Consider the following 25,454-nt stretch of genomic DNA (forward strand, 5'->3'; position numbering starts at 1 on the left):
GGAGCCCAGGTCGATGAGCAGCCCTTACATTCTTGAAGTCAGAAATCTGCGCAAAGTGTTTGACCAGGACCTCTTCAAAAAAAAGCAGGTCGTCCTTGATGATCTGAGCTTCGGTTTTCCGGAGCGCACCTGCACCGCACTGATGGGACATAACGGAGCGGGCAAGACCACCACCATTCGCACCATCTTCGGCCTGATCAAGCCGGACAAGGGCGAGGTCCTGTTCCGCGGCAGGCCACTGACGCTGGAAGACAAACGCCTGATCGGGTACATGCCGGAAACCAATAAATTGCCCGGGAACCTGACCTGCGAGGAAATTCTTTCGCACCAGCTGCGGGTTTTCAATCCCAAGGATTTGAAGCCCAAACATTACAAGGAAGCGATCGAAAAGCAACTGCGTGAAGTCGGGCTCTGGGAACACCGTCGCAAAAAGGTCGGCAAGCTCTCCAAAGGCATGGGACGCCGCCTCTCGTGGGCGCAGGCCACCATTCATCGTCCCGAACTCGTGATCCTCGATGAACCGATGTCCGGTCTGGATCCGGTCGGCTACAAACTCATGGTTCATCTGATCAATCAGCTGCGCGAACGTCAGGCCAGTATTGTCCTTTGCACCCATGATATCTGGTCGATCAAGGAAACCTGCGAGCAGGTGTACATCATGAACAAGGGCAAACTCGTCTATTCGAGTCTCAGCGCCACGAGTGGTTCCCCGGCGCAGAATCTGCAGCATTTCCTTGCGGTCTCCGGCTGCTCTCTTGAGACCCTGCGCAGCATGCAGGAGGCCAGCCGCCTGCCCATGTGGGGGGATCTCAGGACTCAGGCCTACCGCACCGAGCTTTGGTTCAAGGATTATGCCGATGCTGTCAAATGGCTTCAGGCCTGTCTCGTGAAAGGTCTTCTGGTCGTCGATTTCCGCAAGTCCTCAGGTCTGGATGAGGATCACCTGCTCAGTTTCTTTAGCGAGGATAAAAGCGCATGAGATCCCTCCTGGCTGTTTCCATGGAAACGTTTCTGCGTTTGCGGCGTGATAGAATTTTTCTGCCGGCAGCCCTGGTTGGCTGCGGACTCCTGATCATGTCCGGCCTTGCGAGCTACTGGGGGGTCGAGGAATTCATCAAAATTCTTTATGACCTCGGCTCCTTCGCCTGGCTGATGACCGGCACCACGGTGGCCATTTTCTGGGGAAACAAAATCATCGCTGACTCCAGACAGGAAGGCAGCCTTGAGGTGCAGCTGGCGTCCCCGATTTCCCGCAACACCTGGCTCATCGGAAAATTTTTGGGTTTGACCGGAGCGCTGTTGCTCCTCAGCCTGATCTTCCTCGCCGGCTGGCAGAGCATCTACCTGGGTTATGGCATGGGCTGGATGCCGCTGCGGGATGTGATCCTCTTTAGTCTTTTGAGCATGAGCTGGCTGGTGATGGCGGCCGTCTCCATTTTCTTTGCCAGCATGGCCTCCGCGGCCGTGGCCCTGTTTTGCTCCATCTGGATGTTTGTCGCGGGTTTGATCACAGCTCCCATCATGCAAACGCTGTCACCCGACACGCCGGCTTCCACACGCCAGGCGGTCGAGACGCTTGCCGGCCTTTGGAATCTCCATCTCTTTGATGCCTCCCAATATACAGTCGGCAAGGAATTTCTTTCGCAAATGGAACTCCTCTCCCGTTTGGGTTATGGCCTCCTGCTCATCGGTGTGTTCATGTCCCTCGCCTGCTTCTTCTTCAATCGGCGCGACATCGTCGGATAAATTGGAACCGGCTCCATTTTTGAGATATAATCCAGGAAAATAAAGTCCATCTCATCATGGAGTCGCTTATGGCTCGGGCTGTCAATCAAACCGTCGCCTGGATCGTTGCCCTGTTCCTGAGTTTGATCGTATTCGGCATCGGTCTCGGGATCGTCTTGAGCATGAAACCCAAACATGCGGATGATCGCGACAGCAGCGCCGGAGATCATGAAATGACGCCAACTCATAACGCTTATGAGAACGATCATTACGCTCCGGATCACCCTGCTGACAGCGAGGTGGAACACGCCAAGCCAAAAATTGAGCACGAAGATCCCCATGCCAAAGATGGGCACGATGAGGAAATGGAAATTACGCCCGAGAGTGTCAAAGCAAAGGCCGACGGGCACAGCCCCGAGCACTAACTCTGTACCTCGCCCGGGCTTTCCACTATGATGGCGAGGATAATCCCCAGAACATCGGGAAGGCCGGGTCACCTATGCCAGACAATAAGCCGAAGTCCAAAGATAATCTGATCGATCTCGCGGCTGAACGCCAGCGCATGCAGGGTCGCAGCGCGACGCTTCGAGGCAGGAAACTCACCAAAACCCAAAAAGGTCCCGAAAAGAAATCCAATAAATCGGTGCGCTGGTATCATTATTTGCAGTTGATTTTGTTTCTGGCGTTGATCGCCTGGCTGATGCGGAGCTGTCGCTTCTAGGTCCTGCCTTGCTGCAGAAATTCGTCCCATTCCACAGGTGTCAGACTGCGCTTTTTCTCATTGCAGGCTTTACAGGCCGGCACCAGATTGCCCGCTGTGCTGCGCCCGCCGCGACTAATTGGCACCACATGATCCATGGTGACCTGCTCACGACTGATGGGCTTAAGGCAATAATAACACTGAGTTTTCTGTATAATATTCTGCCACCAACGGGACTTTTTCAGGTCCTTGGCTTTGAGCCTTTCGCGTTGAATAAATTCATCATCGATTTCAAACAAAGGGAATCCTCCTGCGGTTCCCTTCGTAACAGATTCCAAAAGCCGGGGCCAACCGATTTTTCAGCCAAGTCCCTGCATCCTATGCGGCAAACGCCGCGGCCGATGTTGCCTGCGTTGACCAGGATTCAAAGGCACCGTAAGAGGCACGCGGATGACATGAAAACCAGCCTGCCTGAGCCGCCAGCAAAACACATGATCCTCACCGTAGGTCAAATCCCGGGTAAAACCGCCGACACTTTGCCAAAGCTGGCGATGGAAGGCAAAGCCGTGATCACCAAAGGGCATGGACCAAAGCGAGGAACGACTCCGCGCCATGGAGCGGCGGCCAGGACGTGTCCCATGCGGCAACGATTCAAATGAATGCAGCGCGTCCGGGTTGAGCAGCAAGGATTCCATAAGTTTGGCTACCGACAGGGGCGAAAGCTCGGCATCCGCCTGAAGAACCCAAATCCAATCGGTCGGAGCCGTCATGATCGCTCGATTGATCTGGTCCGCATGGTCGGCCGCACCGGTGACCACGGAGAGCGAACGATGATAAATCATGGCTGCTTCCAGATCATCCTTCTCAAGTTCACATCCTGTATCGCTTACGGACAGGATCCACGAATGTTCAGGGGCCAACACGGCCAGCTGAGTGAGGAGTGCTTTCCAACTCTTATCACCCGGCGCAACAGGAACCACGATACTCAATTTCAGCGCATCTGTGTGTTTCATTCATTGAATTCCACGATTTGAAACTATGTTGACAGCTAATTTCTCTCACCACCTTGCCTCGGAAACGCAGGCGGGGCAACGTAACAAACTAATGCAAAAGCGGGAAAATCGCTGTATGCTCCCCTGCACATTGTTGACTCACTTTCCCGAGGTCTCCATGGCGCACAAAAGACTCGATTCGTTCAGCTCCCATAAAACTCTGGTTGTGGACGGCGTTACGTATCACTACTTCAGTCTGCCTGATGCGGCAAAGAATGGACTGGGTGATATCTCCCGCCTGCCGATGACGCTCAAGGTCCTTTTGGAAAACCTGCTCCGCTATGAAGACGGCAGCATCGTGACCAAGGAAGATGTTAAAGCTCTTGAGCAGTGGCTTTCGACTAAAAAATCGCAGCATGAAATTGCCTATCACCCCGCGCGGGTCCTCATGCAGGATTTTACAGGTGTTCCCGGGGTTGTGGATCTGGCCGCCATGCGCCAGGCCATGATCGATCTGGGCGGCGACGCGAAGAAGATCAACCCATTGTCGCCGGTTGACCTTGTGATCGACCATTCGGTGATGATCGACTACTACGGCACCCCCGATGCCTTTCAGAAAAACGTTGATCTTGAATTCGAGCGCAACGCCGAACGCTACGAATTCCTGAAGTGGGCTCAAAACTCCCTCGACAATTTCCGCGTCGTGCCGCCTGGAACCGGGATTTGCCATCAGGTGAACCTCGAATATCTGGCCAAAGTGGTCTGGACGAAGGAAGAGGACGGTCAAAAATGGGCCTATCCGGATACCTGCGTCGGTACGGACTCGCATACCACCATGGTGAACGGCCTTGCCGTTCTGGGCTGGGGCGTCGGCGGTATCGAGGCCGAAGCCGCGATGCTGTCTCAGCCGGTGGCGATGGTTCTGCCCGAGGTCATCGGTTTCAAATTTACAGGTAAACTGAAAGAGGGCCTGACCGCCACTGACCTCGTGTTGACCGTGACCGAAAAATTGCGGAAGCTCGGCGTTGTCGAGAAGTTCGTGGAATTCTTCGGCCCCGGCCTTGATGAACTTGGTCTCGCCGACCGTGCAACGCTTGCCAACATGGCTCCCGAATACGGCGCCACCTGCGGATTCTTTCCGATTGACGATGAAACCCTGCGTTACCTCCGCTTTACCGGTCGTGATGAACACAGCGTGAAACTGGTGGAAGCCTACGCCAAGGCCCAGGGCATGTGGCGTGACAATGCGGTGGAAGCCGTTTACACCCAGGTCGTGGAGCTGGATCTCAACACCGTCGAGCCCAGCATCGCGGGCCCGTCCCGTCCACAGGATCGTATTCCCCTGAGCAAGGCCGCCAGCAATTTCCATGAATGCCTGCCCAGGAACTTCAAGGTTGTCGAAGCGGACCTGAAGAAATGCGCGCCCGTGGAAGGTGAAAAATACACGCTGACCCACGGTGATATCGTGATCGCCTCGATCACCAGCTGCACCAACACCTCGAACCCCTCGGTTCTGATCGCGGCCGGTCTCTTGGCGAAAAAAGCCGTGGAAAAAGGCCTGCGTTCGAAGCCCTGGGTCAAAACTTCGCTGGCACCTGGATCCCAGGTTGTGAAGGACTATCTGGAAGCGGCAGGCCTGCAGCCGCATCTCGATACGCTCGGCTTTAACATCGTCGGCTACGGCTGCACCACCTGTATCGGGAACTCTGGACCTCTGATGCCGAAAATTTCCAAGGCTGTTCAGGACAACAACCTGGTGGCCGCCGCGGTGCTGTCCGGCAACCGGAACTTCGAAGGCCGAATCAGTCCGGATGTGAAGGCCAACTACCTGGCCTCGCCTCCGCTGGTCGTGGCCTTTGCCCTGGCCGGTTCGATGACCATCGACATCACCACGGCTTCGCTCGGCAAAGGCTCCGATGGCAAGGACGTTTACCTCGCCGACATCTGGCCCAGCAATAGCGAGATTACCAATGCGATCAGGAACTCGCTCAGCGCCACGATGTATAAACAACGCTATGCGAACGTCTTCGAAGGTCCGAAACAGTGGCAGCAGACCCCGGCTGGCAAAGGTTTGACCTTCAACTGGAATCCGAGCAGCACCTATGTGCGGCATCCCACGTACTTTGAAAACATGCCCCGTGAATCCGTGGGGCAGGACGATATCGTTGGCGCACGTGCCTTGGCGATTCTGGGCGACAGCGTGACGACCGATCACATTTCCCCCGCGGGCAATATCAAGAAGGATAGCCCGGCTGGCAAGTACTTGATCGATCATGGCGTGACTCCGGTCGACTTCAACTCCTACGGTGCCCGCCGCGGGAACCATGAAGTGATGATGCGAGGCACCTTTGCCAACATTCGCATCAAGAACGAAATGCTGGATGGAAAGGAAGGCGGTTACACCAAATTCATTCCCACCGGCGAAGTCATGTCGATCTACGATGCCGCCATGCGTTACAAGGAAACGAAGACCCCACTCGTGGTCATCGGTGGCAAGGAATACGGGACCGGCTCCTCGCGTGACTGGGCCGCGAAAGGCACCAATCTTTTGGGTGTGCGCGCTGTGATCACCGAAAGTTTCGAACGGATTCACCGCTCGAACCTCATCGGCATGGGCGTCCTGCCTCTCTTCTTCCTGCCCGGACAAAACCGGAAGACCTTGAACCTCACGGGCGATGAGACCTTCACTATCGAAGGCGTCCGCACCATGCGCCCAAGGCAGAACCTGAACTGCACGATTCAGCGCAAGGATGGAACCCGGGAAGTGATCCAGGTGCAGAGCGCCATCTACAGCGAAGATGAGCTCGCCTACTTCGTGAATGGCGGAATTCTGCAGTATGTGCTGCGGCGTCTGGCCATCAACAGCTGAGCACCCTTGATTTTACCGTCATCCAGGCAGTTCCTCGTGGAACTGCTTTTTTTTGGCCCTGCCCCATCCTGCGGGAATCGCGATCATTCCCCTTCAATTTTTCATGGGTTCCAGATGCCGGCTGCATGAAATTTGATAAGTCCTTCCCAGGAAATCCTTAAAGGATATCCGTTTCTTCCGATAAAGCTTGCGGGAGACGAAAAGGACATGACTCGCTTTTTCATCATGCTTTTCACCATACTGACGTTCTGGACGGATCGCACGCAGGCAGACCCTGTCGTGATCGGTCCGGCGACGAATGGTGTGTGGCTGGGCCCCCATCTTGAAATCCTGAAGGATACGCCCGAGGGTCTGGACCTTGATGATCTGCGCTCGGGAGCGCATGATGCGGATTTTTTCTCGCGGCCCCAGAATGTCCCATCTCTCGGCTATTTCAGCGGTCACAGCTACTGGGCCCGCTTCACACTCGACAACCCCAATACGGCGGCCATTGATCTTCTCCTGGCCTCACGCTATGCGACGATCGACTTTATCACCTTGTACTGGCCCGATGCGGATGGCCGCTATCAATCGCTGACTCTGGGCGACTGCGTTGCCTGGTCCAAACGCCCTGTGCAGGCGCGGAATCCGGTGTTTCCGATTACGGTGCCCCCGGGTCAGCATACTTACTACGTGCATATGAAAACCAGCACCGCGGTCCAGTTTTCCCTGGCCCTCTGGACTCCCAGGAATTTTCTTCATTTTGAAGTGAAGGAATCCAATTTTCTTGGTCTTCTCTTTGGCGTCTGTTTTGTGATGTTCTTCTATAACTTGTTTATTTCCATTAAATTCAATTCCCGCGCCTATACCGCTTATGTCACTTACATCTTCTTTTATACGATCTTTGTCGCCATCTATCATGGCGTCATGCAGCAGTATGTATTTCCAGACATGGAAAACGGCTGGATATTCAAGGATTTCATCTTTATCACCATCGACATCATCTCCATCTGCTGCGCAACGTTCTCCATTGAATTTCTCGACCTTAAAAAAAGCGCGCCCCGGCTGTGTCGTCTCCTCAGCGTCTTCCGCGTGCTGATGGCCATCAATATCGTCAACTGGTTGACCTTCGAGCTGGGGGCCAAGCCCTTCACACTCGGCTGTAATTTCTTTTTCTCCGTTTCGTTGATGTTCATCGGCTTCTATCGCAGCTTCTCCTATCGACCCGCCCGCTACTATACCTTGGGCTGGACGATCTTCCTGACGAGCAATCTAATCATGCTCCTTAGCAACAATGGATTCATCAATGGGACATCGATCGGCGCCTGGGCTCAGTTCACCGGGGCCGTGCTCGAGCTCGTCCTGCTGTCCCTGGCTCTTGGCGAACGTGTGGCGCTGATCAACCACGAGCGTCAGGAGAGTCTCATGCAGCAGCGAAATCTCCAGGCTCAACTCATTGAGTCTGAACGCGATAAGGCTGCTGTTCAGGAGGCTCTCCTGGAGGAACGTGAGCAGCATATCCGCAGCCTCGATCGCCTCGTCTACGAGCGAACACGGGATATTCAGTCGATTCTGGCCACGATCAATCAGGGCATCCTGACCATTGGCTTGCGCGATGGCACACTTCATATCGGCTCGGAGTATTCCCATTATCTCAGCACGATCGTCTCCACCCCTGATATTTCCGATCAGGATCCCTTCGTGCTCATCTTTGGGCGCAGCCAATTGCCTTCGGAAGTGATCGATCAAATGAGGCAGGTCATCTTCAGTTGCATCGGGGATCCTGACCTCAGTTATGAGGTCAACAGCGATCTCCTGATCCGCGATGTGATCCTGCATCAGGATGATGGCACGACGCTTTACCTTGAAATCGACTGGCTGCCTGTGCTCGGCCATGAGAACCGGATCGACAAGATGCTTGTCATCCTGCGGGACGTGACCCAGCTTCGGATTCTGCGTGAGCAGGCGCGTTCTCAGGAGAAGGAACTTCTCATCACGGGCGAGTTGACCACCCGGAAAGGGCGCAAGTTTCCGCAGTTTCATCAGCGCACGCGCCGTGAAATCGAGGATATCAGCAAAAAGGCGGCGTCCATCGATCGCCAGAGCATCCTGCGTTTTCTTCATACCCTTAAAGGTGACGCCCGGGTCTATGAACTGCGAACGCTGACCCAGTGCATCCACGAGGCGGAATCCACCGTGCTCAGCCTCGACGTCATGAGCCCGCGTGATGTGCTGGGCGTCATGACGATTATCCTGAACCTTCTGCAGCTTTATGACGAAATCTGGAGAGTGCGGCTCGGCTTTCAGCAGGATCTGACGGATCGCCCTTCCATCCCGGAGGACCTCTCCACCCGTCTTTTCCACTTTCTTGAGGATGTCATGCAGGGTGGGCCGCAATCCCTGCAGGAGCCATCCAAACAGCTTTATCAGCAGTGGAATGAAGTGCTGGCCTGCAGTCTGGAAGCCGTGCTCCATGATCCGGTTCAGAATCTCAAGGATCTCGCCCGGGATTTGAAAAAAGCGGTGCCTCTGGTGGTCTTTCAAGGGAGGACCTGGGCCATACCTCAGGAATTTCACGCCAGGCTGAGCCAGGCCTTTGGCCACATCCTCGCCAATTCCATGGATCATGGCATCGAGGCGCGTGATGAACGTCTCCGGAAAGGCAAGAATGAATATGGAACCATCTTCTTCACCCAGGAATATAGCGCTGGCTCGCTGCGGGTGACCTATCGCGATGATGGGCGTGGACTCAACGTTGGGGCCTTGCGTGCCAAGGCTAAAAACCGCGATGCGACGCTGCAGGAGCTGGCGGAAATGATTTTCCAGTCGGGTCTCTCGACTTCGCAGGAGACGTCCCTGATTTCCGGCCGCGGGATCGGCATGGAGGCGGTGCGTGAACTCCTGGAAAGCCTGGGGGGCAGCATTATGATCGACGTCGGGGAACCCCACAAAGAGAATCCCGACTTTCATGACTTCGCACTGATTATAAACTTTCCGCTTCGAGAAAACGGAACCACATTCAACGAAAAATCAGCCTGATTAGAACGCGAGGCCGATTTCGAGACCGACCAAAGGAAGGGCCTGCTTTTCAAAATCCTGGAGCAGATTCCGTACCTTCTCGCGCACCAGATTTTCCTGGGAAATGCGGGCCTCCTCAAGGTTGTCAGCGGCACCGATGGTGCGATCGCTCGCCTGCGAGTTCTTGACATTCACATGGGTTTCAATTCGCGATTGACCATGGAGAGGTTGCGTGGCGCCGCCGTACCAGCCCAGGAAGAGGGGACCAAACGTAAAGCGCTGGCCGACACTGGCCCGCAGGAGGTCCTGCCGGGTCTCGGTGCGCAGATCAACAGCAAAGCTGGTGTTGCTCGGCATCTCGGAATCGCTGTCTTCAAAGATCAGCGGGCTTTCCACATGACTGCGAATCCTCACCCTTCGATGGGCCGAGGCGAGACCCACATAAAAGCTGCCGCCAAATGGATAAACCAGGGCTCCCAGTGACCACTGGGGACCAAAGTCAACGGTAAAAGGCAGGGTAAGGAAGGGACTGCGGATGGCAAAGTCCTCCTGGGACACCAGTTTCTTGCTGGGTACCCCGACCTCAACGTTGACCGGCAGGGCCCAGCTGTAGGTGCCTTGAATCGCCAGGAAGCGATTGAGGTTCAGGCTCATCACGGCGCCATTGGCCTCGGGAATACTCGTGAGCAAACCCAAATGAAAGGTTTTGTCCCCGGCCAGCAAAGGGCCGGTGAAGAAAAGAAGGATCAACCCAAGTCCCAGGCGTAGCATGGGGCACGCTCCGCTTATTTCTGATTCTGGGATGGATCATCACCATTCTGTCCCGGATCGTTCTGATCCGGAAGATCGGGCTTGGGATCAGGATCCTTGCCAGGACCTGGATTCTCTTCTGGAGGAGGCCCCTTGCCACCGTTCGTCAAGGCACATACTTCACGCTTTTCGAGATCGATGCGGAAACTGCGTGACGACGCATCCGGCATACCATAGCCGATGGTATCGACCAGTTTGAATTGCTGGCCGTTCGGAGATTCGGGATAGAGCGCGATTCGGCGACTGTAGACAAGGCTTTCCGGTTGACCTTCCACGCGCCAGCCGTTTTTCACTTCCAGAGCCTGCCAGGTTCTTTTTTTGGCATAACTCATCCGCAGAAAGTCCTGGGTACCTTCCGGAGCATTGTCATAGATGCCTTTGGCCACGATCGCTTCCAAATCCAGTCGCTGATTATCAGCCACCGCTTCATGGACGAACGAAAAGCGGAATGATCGCTCATCCGGACCCTGAAGATCGATGGCTTCATCCTGCTCATGAACGACCTGCATCGCGATATCGGCTTTTATGAGCTCATGGGTGTCCGTTTTTTCAAAGCTGGACGCACCATCCAGCTTCACACCCAGCTCAAAGAAGACAAGTTTGGTGACCGTATCAATGGAACCGGGAAGACTGGGATTGAGCTGCGACACATCGCTGGCTCGCAGCTTGGACAAAACTGCGGTTTCGAGCAGAGGACGGATATCGCCATACTCTTCCATTGCAAAAAGGTCCTGAGGATTGTCCAGGATCCTGCACTGACCTGGCGCCAGAGAGCCCAGGAGGCTCAGGCCATAGTTATGCTCGGTGTGCGCATTCCGTACAACGGAATCACGAAACTGGCGGAAGAGGGAGCGGAACAGCACCCGACCTTCATCCTGATAACGTTCCAGAAAAGCGCGAGCGCCTTCCTTTTTTAATTCCTCAAGGCGGGCGAGATTATCTTCCATGGAGTTCCATGACAGGTAGAGACGCCCGGACTGATCTGCGGAGTGGGCTGCCTTGGTTTCTGATGCCTTGTCTTTTTTCCCCAGCTGGACTGTCAAACTTTTACAAGCGCCAAAAGCCAGCACGAGCGAAGGACCTAAGGTCAGAGACAGCAATAGTTTTCGAGACATGATGAGCCCTCTCCAAAGTTAACAGACGTAAGCGATGTCTTGGGGATTTTTTCGATTCTTAAATAATGCAAAACATTGGCCAGCAGGTCATGGCGCTCAAGGCGTTGAAGGTCTTTGATTCCGTTGGACTTTTGTGCGTTTAATGCTGCCTATGAGTAAGAATGCAGCCTCGTCTTTTGCAAATGTCGAAACTCTAAACAAAGCTGATCAGACCCAGGTCGGGTCAGGTCGTGTTGCCATGAAAAACAATGGATTAAGATCCTCCGCCTGGCAGCTTGTGCATATCAGGAGGTCGTGTGTTGTTCAGGTCGTTGGGGTGTTCAGCAGGAGGAAAACTGAGGTGCCCCAGGAGGCACCTCTGAATTCGGAGTTGTTACATGGAGAACAGGACTCCGCTGCTTTCAGCATCGGGAAAGAAAAAGAGAATGACAGAGGCAAGAACGAGGAACGCGACGATACAGAAAATAAACAGAAGTCGATCATGAACGCTCGGCCTGGAATCGAACCGCTGGGGTTCAGAAGCAAAGGCCAAATGTTGTGAGGCTCGGTAATAGACCTGGCCGTTCTCCCAGGATGTTTCCAGAAGTCCACGATGGGCGGATCGGTCCAGACTGCGTTTGACTCTTCGTTTCGCCAGTGCCGTTTCCTTGTGGGTGGCCATCAGCTCGGAAAGACGGTCACGGCGATCGTAGAGGCAGCTGAATATCTCCTCAAGATTGAGTGGCCCTGCCTGCTCCTGTACGACGCGAATCAGTTCGGACTCCAGATTCGCATCATTCGATTCCAGCAAGGCACGACTCCAGAAAAAAAAGCAGTGTAAGGAACTGGAGTGCAGAATATGTGCCATGCACTCGGGGCCGGGAAAGCCCTTCCCCACGTGCCTGGTGTCAGGGCCAGACTGTCAAATTTTGATCCCGCTGGTCACTTTTTGACGAAATCTGAGCGTCGATACTGATACCGTGCTCCTTCATTTTTGACTTCAGCGTGTTTCGGGAAATACCGAGTATATCGCAAGCCTCCTGCAAACGGCCTTTGGTCTTCGCCAGCACGGCGGGAAGCATGATGCTTTCCAGAACCCGAACCAGCACCTCATAAACGCCGCCCTCTCCCTTTTCCAGATATTGCTGCACAAGTGCGTTGAGGCTATCCGGAGACGAAGCGCTCTCGGAAGCCGGGGCATCGTCCCCTGGAGCCAGAGACGTGCCCATGGAACGCCTCACGATGGTAGACGGCAAATGTGCAACCCGGATCGACTGCCCATCGGCATGAGCCAGAGCATATTTGACAAAGCTTTGCAGCTCCCGCATGTTGCCAGGCCAATCGTAAAGCTTGAGGCAATCGAAAACCCGGGCATCGATTTCCACCTGATCCTTGCCAAACTCAGTTTTGAAACAGCTCACGAAGTATCGCACAAGGTCGGGAATATCCTCCTTGCGGTCCCGCAGCGGTGGAAGCGCTATGGTAAAAACGTTAAGCCTGTAGTAGAGGTCCCCACGGAACAGGCCGGCCTGGATCATTCCGGTCAGATCCCGATTGGTCGCGGCGATCACACGAACATCCGTTTCGATCGTTTCATTGCCGCCCAGCCGCTCAAAGCGCTGATCCTGCAGAAGACGTAAAACCTTGGCCTGGGTTGTAGGATGCATATCGGCGATTTCATCCAGAAAAATCGTGCCGCCATGGGCATACTCGAACTTGCCGGCCCGCCGCTTGTCGGCACCCGTGAAGGCACCCTTTTCATGACCAAAGAGCTCGCTCTCCAGAAGGTTTTCCGAGAGAGCCGCGCAGTTGATGACAATAAACGGCGCCTGCCGACGCTGGCTGTGATAATGCAGAGCCTTCGCGACCAGTTCCTTTCCGGTGCCGCTTTCCCCCAGAATCAGGATATTGCTCTGAGTCGGGGCAAAGCGTCCGATCTTTTTGTAAACCTCCTGCATGGCCTCGGAGTCCCCCACCATGCAGACCTCACTATCCTGCAGAATTTCAGGAGTGTTGGCAGCGATGACTTCGCGGTCGTCGCCTTGGACCTGAGACAGCAGGGCTTTCTGCACCGTCAGCCGCAGACGCGAGAGATCCACCGGTTTCAAAAGATACTCAAAGGCTCCAAACTTGGTGGCCTCGATCGCCGTGCTGGTGGTTGAGAACGCGGTAAACATGATGACCGGCAGGTTGGGATGCCCCTTCTTGATCTCCTTAAGGACGTCAATGCCGGACGTTTCATTTAAGCGGAGATCCAGCAGAATCGCATCCGGCGGCGTCCGATAGATGATGTCGAGAGCCTGCTGCGCGGTCGAAGCCTCCTTGACTTCAAGCTCCGCACTGCTGAGACTTTTTTGAATGGAATAGCGCAGCACACGATCATCATCAATAACCAATAGTGACTTGACTCTCGTCATGAACTTACTCCCTGGAAAACTGGATCATGGGCAGGCTGAAACCCACCGTGGCTCCTACGGACCGGTTGGCGGCAAATATCTCCCCGCCGTGAGCTTCGATAATTTGCCGACAGATGGACAGACCGAGTCCGGTGCCGGTCTGCTTGCTGGAGACGAAAGGATCGAAGATCCGCGGCAGAATCTCGGGTGGAATGCCCGGACCAGTATCGTCCACCATAAATTTCAGGCGTTGCGCCGCGGGATCGTCCGTGAGGCGCTCGGTCTTGACCGTGATCTGAATTTCGTCACCATGAGCTGTGGCGTCCAATGAGTTCATCAGAATATTCAACAGAACCTGCGTCAGCTGACTGACATCGCCCTTCAGGGAAGCAGGTTCAGCTTCGATCCGGGTACGGATGCTGACGCCTTGGATCTGCGCCCGCCCTTGAACGAGGCGTATGCATGGATCCAGGACGTCGATCGGGTTCAACGGCTCGATACACATCAGAGGCTGCCGCCCAAATTCCAAGAGGTTTTGGACCGTTCGCTCGACCCGAATGAGTTCCTGCTCCATCATTTCCAGATCCTCTTTTTTCAGAAGGTCATCCCGCAAAAGAGCGGCCTGAATCAGAAGTTTGATCGACATAAGGGGGTTGCGCAGTTCATGAGCCGTGCCGGCGGCCAGCTTGCCGATGGCCGCGAGCTTTTCCGAACGATGGATTTCGGCCTGCGTTTTTTGCAAACGCATGACAACCCGATCCACCTCGACGGCGATGACATCCAGTAGGCTTTTCAATTCCGTGAGATTGGCACTCGTCGCGATGCGGATGGGTCCCACAATCTCACTGAGTTTACCGGCCGCCAGGGTCAAAGGCAGATTCAGCTCGACCAGTGAACGGGCCATGCGACGCGCGACCAGCACACCAGCCCCAAACCCGCCGATCGCCCCGCAGATGGCAATAACCATCAGACCGTTGGCGATGCGCTTCGAAAAGATCCTATGTTCCTGAGAAAGGGTCTGCATGGTGGCTTCATTGAAATCGAGGTACTCATGAGCCGGGGCAATAATCTCCTTCGTGAGGATGCCATAAATCAGGGACCGAAACGCGTTGCGCGACTCGCGGTCGTCCACACCACTCAGCAGCTGATTCATGCTGTCCAGAAAATGCCGATAGCCCGCTTTCAAACGCACAATGATTTCCTTTTCATGCGGCGTGGTCGCGAGGCGTTCGGCTTCCGCAAGCCAGTAATCCGTGTTTCGAAAGAGACTCTCGAGGTCCAGCTCATCAATATCCGCCGTCCCATGAATATACTCGTTCAGCTCGTTGCGAATTTCCCGCAGGCCGATCTCCAGCTCTTCAGCCGCTCTCACGCTGGCCACATTCAGTTCCACAACCTGCGACAGGTCCTGATAGAGGTGATTCACATACCAGGCTGAGCCAGCGCCCGTCAGCAGGAGCAGAACGCTGAGCAGAAACACAGGCCAGGACATGGTGGTGTTTTTCAAAAAAGTCTTAATGAAGTGCCTCAAAAAAGTCATGCTGTCACCTTACGGGATTGCGGCGGTAACCTAAAGTAAAAGGATCAGGTTCCCGCCGTCAACCACACGGGCCCTTTTTCATGCTCGCATGGCGCATTCATCCCAGCCTTGCCTGGATGGAACCGGGTAGGCGTGTTACGATGCACCGTCATTCGTCCCAGCCTTTACCGGTTTCTCATGCGGCAAAGGTTATCCTGTTGGCTCATGCGAGGAGCAGTCCATGTTAGGTCGTTTGTTTTTACTCTTCATGATCATGCCATTTCTTGAACTCTTCGTGATCGTTCAGGTCCATGGCGCGTGGAGCGCCCGATGGGGAGGTCAAAGCGCATGGCTTTGGACGCTTGGCATGATATTCCTGACCGCCATCTTCGGGGTGAGCGTGGCCCGAAGTCAGGGCTTCCGCCTCTATACGCAGGCCCAGCAGCAGCTGCGCAGCGGGCAGGTCCCGAGCCAGACCATGCTGGAAGGTCTTCTGATGCTTGGGGGCGCCACGGCCCTGATCATTCCCGGCTACATTACGGATGTCCTGGGCCTGCTTCTGCTTATCCCATGGACGCGCACGCTGTTTGTGAAAGCTCTGAAATCATGGATGGGGAAACAGGTAGGCAGCGGGCATATTATCGTCCATCAGTCTGGCTTCTACAGCCAGCCTGGAACTCTTATTCGGGAATCGGATGGCGTTGATATCATCGACGTTGAGCCGATTCAAAAATCATAGCAACTGGCGTCAAGGAAGATGACGCCGCTCCCTATCCCGCCCCGAAACCCCACGCGTTTCCAATAACTTGCCTTCACAGATCGGCCGGTTCAAGCTTTGCATATACGCCCGGAAGTCAAGCCCCACTGCGACCCTGGGTTGGCTTGCCTGAGGTGGCTTCAGCAAGGATGCAATCGGCCTCTGGTAAAGTTTTATGAACTTCGAAATCCCAGAGAAGCTCCGTAACAAACTGCTTGCCACAAGACACGTGTGTCTATAAACATTGGCACGCCTCTCTTGATATGAAAAGCCTGAACTGGACTTGCGGAGTTTCAGTGGCAGGAGTGAGCCTTGCTTGAGGAAATAACATGTCGGACTTTAACAAACCCAACGAAGCCAATCTATGCGAGCTCTTTTCCAAGCAAATGGAAATCATCAAGGATCAGCTCGAGCTTCTCAAAAAGAAAAGTCCAGGGCTGCCTCAGGAAAACACATCGATTGCGAACGCACCGGCAGCAGGGCGACCGAAGATTGCCGTCATCGGCATGGCAGGACGCTTTCCCGGTGCGCGCAACGTCGCCGAGTTCTGGCGCAATCTGAACGCCGGGGTCGAGTCGATCACGACCTTTCAACCGCACGAGATTGATCCTGCCGTCCCGGCCGCGGAACGCCTGCATCCGAACTACGGGCGTTCGCGAGGTGTTCTCGCCGATGTGGACAAGTTCGATGCCGAATTTTTCCGCATCAGCCCCAGAGAGGCCAAACTCATCGATCCGCAGCAAAGGGTATTTCTGGAAGTGGCCTATGAAGCGCTCCAGGACGCGGGTTATGACCCGGATCAGTTCCCGGGTGACATCGGTGTCTATGGTGGAATCGGCGACAACTTCTATCACATCCATAATGTTCTCGACAAAAAGGATCTGATTCAAAAAGTCGGCAGCCTGACGACGACGGTCGGCAATATGAAGGATTATGCGGCCACACGCGTATCCTATAAACTCAATCTGCGCGGTCCCAGTGTCAGCCTCAATACCGCCTGCTCGACCTCACTGGTTGCGGTGGATCAGGCCGTGCTCGGTCTCAGAAATTTCACCTGCGACATCGCCCTGGCCGGCGCGTGTTCCATCTATGTCCCACAAAAAGCCGGATTCATGCATGGCCCTGGCCTCCCCTTCGCCAGCGATGGTCACATTCGGCCTTTTAGCTCCGATGCGACCGGCGTCATGTTCAGTGACGGTGCGGGCCTTGTGGTCCTGAAACGTCTGGATGATGCCATTCGCGATCGCGATCACATCTATGGGGTGATCATTGGCAGCGCCATCAATAATGATGGTCTGGACAAGATGAGCTTCTTCGCTCCCAGTGCCTCGGGTCAGACGAAGGTCATTCGGAAAGCCTTGAAGGACGCCGGGGTTTCCGCGGAAAGTCTGTCCTTTATCGAGGCGCATGCCACCGGAACCCTCCTCGGTGATCCGGTTGAGTTCGAGGGGCTCAAGGACGCCTTCGCGCCTTTCACGGATAAAAAAGCCTTCTGCGCCCTGGGGGCCTTCAAAGGCAACATCGGTCATACGGATGCCGCGGCCGGTGTCACGGGTCTTATCAAAGCGCTCCTGTCCTTGAAGCACAAGAAACTGCCACCGAATATCAACTACAAGAGCCCGAATCCCGGGATCGATCTTGCGAATTCGCCCTTCTATATACCAACCGAAGCGGTGTCATTGACCAAAGCAGAGGGGCCTCTGCGGGCCGGCGTCAGCGCCTTTGGATTTGGGGGCACCAACGCTCATGTGATCATCGAGGAAGCTCCGGCCCCGGCGGCCACTTCCAGTCAGAAACCGGAGCATTTCATTCTGCTCTCGGCGGAAACAGAGGGGGCTCTGCAGCGAAATCGCCAGAATTTGGCGAACCACTTGCGGGAGCATGCCGGCCTCAATCTTGCCGATATCGAATACACCCTCGCGCAGGGACGCAAGGCTTTTGCTCAGCGTTCCTTTGTCCTGGCTAAAAACCAGGCGGAAGCCCTGGAAGCCCTGTCACGTGAAGGCGAAGTCCGGATCAGTCGTCCGAATCCTCCTCTCGTCTTCATGTTTCCCGGACAGGGAACGCAAAGCGTGAACATGGGCCGGACTCTCTATCAGCATGAGCCCGTATTCCGGCAGGCCGTCGATACCTGTGCTGACCTTTTGCAGCCCATTCTGGGACTCGACATACGAACGCTGATGTATCCTTCCGCCGGGCAGCATGAGCAGGCTCAGGAGCGCCTGGGACAAACGCAGTATGCGCAGCCGGCACTCTTCATCATTCAATACGCACTGGCGCAATACTTTCTACAGTTGGGCCTGAAACCGGAAGCTCTGGTGGGCCATAGTTTAGGGGAATTTACTTGCGCCACGATCAGCGGGGTCCTGGAACTGAAGGATGCTCTGATGCTGGTCGCCAAACGTGGCCAGCTGATGCAGACCATGGCCCCTGGCTCCATGCTCTCCGTGAATATCAGCGAGTCCGATGCGCGCAAGTACCTGGATGCCACCATTGATATCGCCGCTGTCAACGGTCCCAGGCAGTGTGTGCTGGCGGGATCGAGCGCGCGGTTGAGTGCCCTGCGTCTCGAACTGGAACAAAAGGGTATTGGCTGTCGGGTCCTGAAAACGTCCCATGCCTTCCATTCTCCGACGGTGGACGCCATCACGGACGATTTCCTGCGGGTCTTCGAGCAGGTTCCACTGAAGGCGCCCAGAATTCCCTATGTTTCCACCCTGACTGCCGATTGGATAACCGCGGCGCAGGCGCAGAGCCCTCAATATTGGGCGGACCATATGCGCAAGGCTGTGAGATTTCACGACAGCGTCAAAAAGCTTTGGTCTGTAAAACCCTATTTGATGCTGGAACTGGGTCCACGGGATACGGCCACTGTTCTGGCTCGCAAGGCCGCGGTGGACCCGATGCAGATGAAAGCCATTCCAACCCTGGCCGGCGAGGATGATTATCAGGGCTTTCTGAAGGCCATCGGCTCGCTTTGGTGCGAAGGTGTTTCCATGGATTGGGCGCGTTATTTTGCCAACGAAAAGCGGAGTCGAATTCCGCTGCCTGCGTATTCCTTTGAAAAGGTCAGCCATTGGCTCGATACCATTCCTGCCGACGACACACCCGTCCCTGCGCCCGCACCGATGCCGGAGCCTGAATCCGCTCCGGTTGAAGCACCGGTTCCCAAGGCCGTCGACAGGCAGGCTGTCACACCGGGCTTGAAGGAACAGATCCGCAAAATATTTGCCGATGCCTCCGACATGACCATTGCGCCTTCTCATGAGCATCTGGCGTTCCTTGAGCTCGGCTTTGATTCATTGACCTTGACCCAGGTATCGGCGAGTCTGAAAAAGGAATTCCGGATTGACCTCCCGAGTGGTCTTCTGATCAAACAGGAGAATACCCTGGCACGCCTGGCCCAGTATGTGGAAACGCAGCTGAGCCGCCCCAATCAGGCGTCAGCCGAGGGCATCATGCCCCTGAAGGCGCAGGACCAAACCTTATCCCTGGTTTCCTTCAGCCAAAGACGTATGTGGATGCATGCCCAGGTTCATCCCCAGGCCACCACCTACAATATCCCTATCTACTTCTCCATCAAAGGCGCCCTGAATGCCCAGGCTTTTGCCGAAAGCCTGGAGCTGGTCGTGAGCCGGCACGATATCCTGCGATCCAGCTATCACTTTGAAAAGGACGCCATTTATCAAAAGGTGAACGCGAACGTACCGCTGGCCTTTGAAACAATTGATCTGTCCTCGCTCCCCCGTGCCGAAGGGGATCACAAGGTTATGGCTCTCCTGGAGCAGCTCGGAAAAACACCGTTCCGTCTGGATCAGCCCCCACTGATTCTGTTCCGTCTCTTCAAAATGAGTGACGCCGAGCACATCTTTTTCCTGAATGCCCATCATATCGTTTTTGATTTGATTTCCATCCAGCGTTTCCTGACCGAGCTTGGACTTGTTTATAAAGCCATGGTGTCCGGTGCCCCTGTGGATCGGACCCGACCGGCCCTTCAGTATGCCGACTTCGTGGCCTGGCAGCAGGCCTGGGTCCAAAGTGGAGCGATGGCCGAACAGGTCAGGTTCTGGCATCAGCATCTGGGTGCCCAGCCGCTGCCGGTTCTGTCCCTGCCCAGCGATAAACCGCGACCACGGCAGCAGCCGGAGGTGGATTCCCAGCTGACTCTGACCCTGGCCAAGGAACCCTTGCGCCGCCTTTGGGAACTTGCGACCGGGCAGGGTGCGACCCCTTTCATGCTGCTTCTGGCCAGCTACAAATATCTTTTGATGCTGCTCTCGGGACAGCGCGAAGTCATCGTGGGAACCACCATTGCCAGTCGCAGTCATCCCGAGACGCAGGATATGATCGGCTTCTTTGCCAACACCCTGGCCCTGCGGAGTTCCGCGGACAAGGACCTGTCCTTCAAGGTTTTCCTTAGCCAGGTGCGGGATACTGTGATGTCGGCCTTCGACCACCAGGATGCCCCCCTGGATGAAGTTCTGCGAACGCTCGGCCTGCGTCGGGATCCGGCGCGCAATCCGCTGTTCCAGACCTTTTTCTCCTTTGAAAAAGTGAATCGCGAGTCCTACGACATGGGCAGCCTCAGCATGCAGTTCATGGGCGACGTTTCACGGGCTGCTCCGGCCACGGATTTGAACGTCTGGGTGGAGGAGCATCCGGATCATCTGCATATCACGGCGGAATACAGCCAGCAGCTGTTCGACTCGGACACCATCGCCCGCTTCCTCGATGTGTATCAAAATCTTCTCATGACCCTGGCGTCGCAGCCGGAGAGCCGTTTATCCACCTTGCAGTCAGAGCTGGCATCAAAGCCCACGGCCGTCGCCGGGCCCGCTCCTTCCACTTCAGCCGGTTCCATCGAAGCTGATTTTCTGAAGATGGTGCAGAATCTTCTCGGACTGGCCCGCGTTGAGTGGGATAAAAGCTTTCCGTATCAGGGCGGGCATTCGCTGCTGGCCATCCGCCTGATCGAGCAGGTGAAGGACCGCTTTGGTGTTGAGCTCGAATTGAAGGATGTGCTGAAAGCTCCGGCGCTCCGGCGCCTGCTCGATACCATTATTTCAGAGCAGAAGGCCCCTGAACCTGCGGCCCGCCCTGGCGTCCGCGGTTCCATGCATCAGCTGGTGACTGAGGCCGCGGCGCTTCATACCGATAAGGTTGCGCTTCGCTATCGCAACAAAGCGCTGACCTATGCGGAACTGGATCGACACTCCAACCGGGTCGCTCGTTATCTGCAGAAAAATGGCGTCAGGCCCGGCGATGTGGTCGGCATTTCGATGGACCGATCGATGGACTTGATTGTGGGCATGCTGGGCATTCTCAAGGCTGGTGCCGCCTATCTGCCGATGGATCCCGCCTATCCGAATGATCGCCTCCATTATATGGCGGAAAATTCCGGACTTCAGCTTATTCTGACGGAAGAGGAATACGCCGAGACCCTCACCATGCCTCAAACGGTGAAGATGATCGCCATGGACGAGGAAGCTGAGGCCATCATGGCCTGCAGCGATGAGGCTCTGACATTCGAGCTCCCGGCGGATAGCCTTGCGTATGTGATTTACACATCAGGTTCGACCGGCAAACCCAAGGGCGTGCAAATCCCTCATGGGGCCGCGGTCAACTTCCTGCATTCAATGCGCAAGGCTATTGCCTTCGCGGATCAGGATGTCCTGATGGCCTTGACCACGATTTGTTTTGATATTTCTGTGCTTGAAATCTTTCTGACGCTTGCGACCGGAGCCACCCTGATCCTGATGGATTCAGAGAGTGCACTGGATGGAAAGAAGCTGGCCCAAACCATAGAGGAACATGGGGTCACTTTCTTCCAGGCCACGCCATCGGGCTGGAGGATATTGACCGAAAGCGGCTGGAAGGGCTCCTCGCAACTGACAGGACTCTGCGGCGGTGAAGCCTTCCCACGTGATCTGGCTGAGAAATTGATTCCCCGTTTGAAGACCACTTACAATGTTTATGGCCCCACGGAAGCCACCGTATGGGCAACCTTCCATAAGGTCACAGCACCCGAGGATCATAAATACATCGGGCGTCCGCTCGAGAATTATACGATCCTTATCCTCGATGAGAAGATGCAGCTTGTTCCGGATGGAGAGATCGGTGACCTTTATATCGGCGGGCTTTCCCTCGCCCTCGGTTACATGAACCGGCCGGACCTTACCGCGGAACGATTCATCGCCAGTCCTTTTGCAGAAGGGGAACGCATCTACAATACAGGTGACCGGGCCCGCATTGTGAAGGACGGCATCATCGAGTACATATCCCGCGCGGATGATCAGGTGAAGATCCGTGGCTATCGCATCGAGCTCGGTGAGATTGAAGCGGTGGCCAATTCCCATCCTGCTGTCAAGCTTTCCGCGGCCGTGGTTCATGAATTTGCCCAGGGCGATCAGCGTATTGTGCTTTTTGTGCAACGGCGCGATGGGCAGGACTGGAATGAACATGAGCTGAAGGACTTCATGCGGAAGAGTCTGCCCGACTACTTTCTGCCGAATATGATCAAGGTCATTGATGCCATTCCCTTGACCCACAATGGGAAAATCGATCGCAAGATCCTGAGGGCTTCCTGTGCTGAAGGGCTGGAGCCGGCCCAATCCAAACCGGCTGCGCAGTCCACCGAGGAATTCCTGCGCAATCTTTGGAAGGCCCGCCTGAAAGTGGATGAGTTTTCCAAGGACAGCAACTTTTTCGATGTGGGCGGCTACTCGCTGCTCGCCATTATTATCGCCAGGGAAATCAGCGAGGCCACGGGCCAGCCCATTTCCCTCGCGGATCTTTTGACGTCGACCTTTGAGCAGCTCGTCTATCGCATCGATCAGGGACGCAGGGAGGCTCAACCGGAAGCCATGCCGCTCGAACAAAGGAGCAACCAGTGATGAGCTCCAGCGTCACGTCCTTTCCAGAACAGCCCTTTTTCTTCGAGTCGGCCCATAAACAGCTTTATGGGCAGCTCGGCGTTCCCGCATCGGCATCCAATCTGCGCGAAGGAGTGATTTTCTGCGCGCCCGCGCCTTATGAAGTCAAGAAATTCCATTGGACTCAAAGGCAGATCGCGCAACGCCTTCAGATGGCAGGCTATTACACCCTGCGTTTCGATTATTTTGCCACCGGCGACTCCGAAGGGGAAAGCCGGGACTACGATCTGAACCAGTGCCGGGCGAATATTCAGGACGCCATCCAATATATGAAAAGCAGCGGCCTGATTCGCCGCATTTCGCTCGTGGCCACCAGGCTCGCCTGCCCTCTGGCCCTGCAGGCCGTGGCCACCGAGCGGGTTCGCAAGCTTATTCTGATCGATCCCATCCTGGATGGATCGGCCTGCCTCACGGAAGCGCAAGCCATGCAGGAGACCATGCTGCAGCTTCATCTGCGGAACGCTCCTTCCTATGCGCCCAGTGCGTTGTACGGACAGCTTCTGGGGATTCCGCATCAAGCTTATCTCCTGTGGCAGCTGCAAAATCTCGAAGGTCTGCCGGCCACCATCAAGGCCAAGGCCGCGACCATTATCACCAGCCAGGGCTGCCCGGATCCAGCCGATCTCATCGAGCATCTGACATCCCGGCTCGAGGAAGTCCGTTTCATGCGGATCAGTGACAACCTCAAATGGGGGAATGCCCGGGCTCTGCAGTTCCAGGATTTTCCGAACCAGTTGATCCACACCGTAATCAGTGCCATTCGAGGTGCTTCATGAAGCAGATCGCGGTCCGCTTTGGACGTTATCAGGAAATGACCGGAATTCTGGCGACAGCGGATCACCCGGATGGCCCTTCAAAGAAAGTGGTGCTGACCTGGAACACCGGCATCTCGCATAAAATCGGACCGAATCGGGTCGCCGTGGATCTGAGCCACACCCTGACCCGCCTCGGCCTGCCGGTCTTTCGTTTCGACCTGACCGGACGCGGCGATAGTTTACCCCGCAAGGGTGAAATCGCCTCGCCTGTGCTGGATGTTCGCGAGGCAATGAATTACCTGCAAAAGGAATGGGGATTCGAGGAATTCATTTTGCATGGCATCTGTTCAGGAGCGATTGATGCCCACTATGTGGCCCAGGCGGATCCGCGCGTGATCGGCCTTTCCATGGTTGATACCTATGCCTATAGGGTCGGTGAATATTACAAACACTATGTCCTCAATCGTGTCACAAGCTGGGCCTACTGGAAGCGTCTCGCTCGCAAACTCTTTTCCCCGGATGAAAATCGGGAGGAGCTGGAAGCCAAGGATCAGTTCTGGGTGCCTTTTCCCACGCTCGACAAGATTCGGCTGGATTTCCAGGGTTTTGTCGAACGAAAGATGCCCTGCCTCGTGATTTACACGGGTGGTTACAATTATCTCTACAATTATGAAAATCAGTTTCACGACATGTTAAAAGGCGTGGATGCTTCCGGGATACTGACCCTCGAACTCCACACCGAGGCGGATCATCTTTATACCTTTGTGGATCAAAGAAACCGGCTGATGGATTCCATCAGCACCTGGGTCCTGCGGAACTTTGCCGTCGGTTCTAAAGTTTCACCACAAGCTTGCCAAAATTCGCACCCTCCAATAACCCTATGAAGGCCTCGGGGGCTTTCTCAAGGCCAAGGGCGATATCCTCACGATACTTGATGCGACCCTCGCGGACCCATTGTTCCATAGGCTGCCGGAACTCCTGATAGCGGGGACCATAGTCGAGGCTAATGATGAAACCCTGCAGCAGAAGACGCTTGCGTAGAATCAGGCTCATCAGGAGACCCAAACGATCCGGACCTTCCGGCAAAGCGGTGCGATTGTAATCGGCGATCAAACCGCAGACGGGTATGCGCGCCTTGTTATTGAGCAAAGGCAGAACAGCGTCCAGCACCTTGCCGCCAACGTTCTCAAAATAGATATCAATGCCTTCAGGGCAGGCCTCCCGCAGAATGTCTTCCAGCTTCGCCTCATGATGATTGAGACAGGCATCAAAGCCCAGCTCCGCGACCGCATAGTGACATTTCTCGGGATTGCCGGCGATGCCGATCACGCGGCAGCCCATAATCTTGCCAATCTGTCCGACGACCGAGCCCACCGCCCCGGTCGCCGCAGCCACGACCAGCGTTTCCCCCTTCTGCGGCCGGCCGATATCCATGAGGCCCATGTACGCCGTAAAACCAGGCATGCCGAGCACACCCAGAGCCAGGGATGGTTGGCCCATTTCACCAAGAGGCTGCAGATCGCGTCCATCCGAGATGGCATAATCCTGCCAGCCTGCGTAACCGAGAACGAGATCCCCTTCCTTGAATTGCGGATGACGTGAGCTGATCACGCGCGACACCGTGCCTCCGCACATCACGTCACCAAGCTTGACGGGCGGCGCATACGAAGGGGCCTCGCTCATACGCCCGCGCATGTAGGGATCCAGGGACAGATACAGCGTCTTGAGGAGAACCTGGGAATCCTGAGGTTCGGGAATGGGGGTTTCAACCAGCTTGAAATTCGAAACCGTCGGCTTGCCTGTGGGGCGACTGGCTAAAAGAACCTGCCGATTGATACTCGTGTGTTTTTGCATGGCTTCCATCCTGATGTTAAAGGGTGACATGACATTGAAAAACGCCTGCGAAAA

The 25,454-nt window shown here is 55.4% G+C and carries 18 protein-coding genes; 10 read left to right on the forward strand and 8 right to left on the reverse strand.

Features of this window, described 5'->3' with window-relative positions; genetic code table 11:
* Positions 1–13 precede the first annotated feature (13 nt).
* The 4 genes from OLTU_RS28780 to OLTU_RS28795 all read left to right on the forward strand — a co-directional run bounded on the left by OLTU_RS28780 (position 14) and on the right by OLTU_RS28795 (position 2,446).
* Complete coding sequence (locus OLTU_RS28780; RefSeq protein WP_141736179.1) at positions 14–979, forward strand: ABC transporter ATP-binding protein; 966 nt, start codon at positions 14–16, stop codon at positions 977–979.
* Positions 976–1,746: an ABC transporter permease subunit gene (locus tag OLTU_RS28785; RefSeq protein WP_141736180.1), complete on the forward strand. Its 771-nt coding sequence runs from the start codon at positions 976–978 to the stop codon at positions 1,744–1,746. The genes OLTU_RS28780 and OLTU_RS28785 overlap by 4 nt, the downstream gene beginning before the upstream one ends.
* Before the next feature lie 68 nt (positions 1,747–1,814).
* Positions 1,815–2,150, forward strand: coding sequence for a hypothetical protein (locus tag OLTU_RS28790; protein WP_141736181.1), 336 nt, complete (start codon positions 1,815–1,817; stop codon positions 2,148–2,150).
* Positions 2,151–2,224: 74 nt separating this feature from the next.
* The gene (locus tag OLTU_RS28795; RefSeq protein WP_141736182.1) at positions 2,225–2,446 is read left to right on the forward strand and encodes a hypothetical protein; all 222 of its coding nucleotides are present in this window, start codon (positions 2,225–2,227) and stop codon (positions 2,444–2,446) included.
* Here OLTU_RS28795 and OLTU_RS28800 read toward each other — a convergent pair.
* Positions 2,443–2,724, reverse strand: a complete 282-nt coding sequence (locus tag OLTU_RS28800; protein ID WP_218110344.1) for an HNH endonuclease — start codon at positions 2,722–2,724, stop codon at positions 2,443–2,445. The two genes, OLTU_RS28795 and OLTU_RS28800, sit on opposite strands and share 4 nt — an antisense overlap.
* Before the next feature lie 60 nt (positions 2,725–2,784).
* Positions 2,785–3,438, reverse strand: coding sequence for a hypothetical protein (locus OLTU_RS28805; RefSeq protein WP_141736184.1), 654 nt, complete (start codon positions 3,436–3,438; stop codon positions 2,785–2,787).
* Between the two features lie 157 nt (positions 3,439–3,595).
* Here OLTU_RS28805 and acnA point away from each other — a divergent pair, with 157 nt between their 5' ends.
* On the forward strand, positions 3,596–6,286 hold the full coding sequence (gene acnA, locus OLTU_RS28810) for an aconitate hydratase AcnA (RefSeq protein ID WP_141736185.1): 2,691 nt from the start codon (positions 3,596–3,598) through the stop codon (positions 6,284–6,286).
* A gap of 207 nt (positions 6,287–6,493) precedes the next feature.
* Positions 6,494–9,304 (forward strand): 7TM diverse intracellular signaling domain-containing protein, encoded by a 2,811-nt coding sequence (locus OLTU_RS28815; RefSeq protein ID WP_141736186.1) that lies wholly within the window; start codon positions 6,494–6,496, stop codon positions 9,302–9,304.
* Here OLTU_RS28815 and OLTU_RS28820 read toward each other — a convergent pair whose 3' ends face one another.
* The 5 genes from OLTU_RS28820 to OLTU_RS28840 form a co-directional block, all read right to left on the reverse strand.
* Entirely contained in the window at positions 9,305–10,054 is a 750-nt protein-coding gene (locus tag OLTU_RS28820; protein ID WP_141736187.1) for a hypothetical protein, read from the reverse strand.
* Positions 10,055–10,068: 14 nt separating this feature from the next.
* Entirely contained in the window at positions 10,069–11,208 is a 1,140-nt protein-coding gene (locus OLTU_RS28825) for a hypothetical protein (RefSeq protein ID WP_141736188.1), read from the reverse strand.
* Positions 11,209–11,581: 373 nt separating this feature from the next.
* Positions 11,582–11,998, reverse strand: coding sequence for a hypothetical protein (locus OLTU_RS28830; protein ID WP_141736189.1), 417 nt, complete (start codon positions 11,996–11,998; stop codon positions 11,582–11,584).
* 97 nt (positions 11,999–12,095) lie between these two features.
* Positions 12,096–13,604, reverse strand: a complete 1,509-nt coding sequence (locus tag OLTU_RS28835; RefSeq protein WP_141736190.1) for a sigma-54-dependent transcriptional regulator — start codon at positions 13,602–13,604, stop codon at positions 12,096–12,098.
* Positions 13,605–13,608: 4 nt separating this feature from the next.
* The gene (locus tag OLTU_RS28840) at positions 13,609–15,123 is read right to left on the reverse strand and encodes a sensor histidine kinase (RefSeq protein WP_141736191.1); all 1,515 of its coding nucleotides are present in this window, start codon (positions 15,121–15,123) and stop codon (positions 13,609–13,611) included.
* A 220-nt stretch (positions 15,124–15,343) separates the two neighbouring features.
* Here OLTU_RS28840 and OLTU_RS28845 point away from each other — a divergent pair, with 220 nt between their 5' ends.
* The 4 genes from OLTU_RS28845 to OLTU_RS28860 all read left to right on the forward strand — a co-directional run bounded on the left by OLTU_RS28845 (position 15,344) and on the right by OLTU_RS28860 (position 24,430).
* Entirely contained in the window at positions 15,344–15,841 is a 498-nt protein-coding gene (locus OLTU_RS28845) for an FxsA family protein (protein ID WP_141736192.1), read from the forward strand.
* A gap of 347 nt (positions 15,842–16,188) precedes the next feature.
* Positions 16,189–22,752: a non-ribosomal peptide synthetase/type I polyketide synthase gene (locus tag OLTU_RS28850; RefSeq protein WP_141736193.1), complete on the forward strand. Its 6,564-nt coding sequence runs from the start codon at positions 16,189–16,191 to the stop codon at positions 22,750–22,752.
* The gene (locus tag OLTU_RS28855; protein ID WP_141736194.1) at positions 22,752–23,567 is read left to right on the forward strand and encodes an alpha/beta hydrolase family protein; all 816 of its coding nucleotides are present in this window, start codon (positions 22,752–22,754) and stop codon (positions 23,565–23,567) included. The genes OLTU_RS28850 and OLTU_RS28855 overlap by 1 nt, the downstream gene beginning before the upstream one ends.
* A complete protein-coding gene (locus OLTU_RS28860) occupies positions 23,564–24,430 on the forward strand; it encodes an alpha/beta hydrolase family protein (RefSeq protein ID WP_141736195.1) in 867 nt (288 codons plus the stop codon). Before OLTU_RS28855 ends, OLTU_RS28860 begins: the two co-directional genes overlap by 4 nt.
* On the opposite strand, the gene curA is transcribed toward OLTU_RS28860, so the two are convergent.
* A complete protein-coding gene (gene curA, locus OLTU_RS28865; protein ID WP_141736196.1) occupies positions 24,378–25,400 on the reverse strand; it encodes an NADPH-dependent curcumin/dihydrocurcumin reductase in 1,023 nt (340 codons plus the stop codon). The two genes, OLTU_RS28860 and curA, sit on opposite strands and share 53 nt — an antisense overlap.
* Positions 25,401–25,454 lie beyond the last annotated feature (54 nt).

Origin of the sequence: Oligoflexus tunisiensis, from assembly GCF_001748245.1 — a bacterium.
In the GTDB taxonomy this organism is placed as follows: Bacteria; Bdellovibrionota_B; Oligoflexia; order Oligoflexales; family Oligoflexaceae; genus Oligoflexus; species Oligoflexus tunisiensis.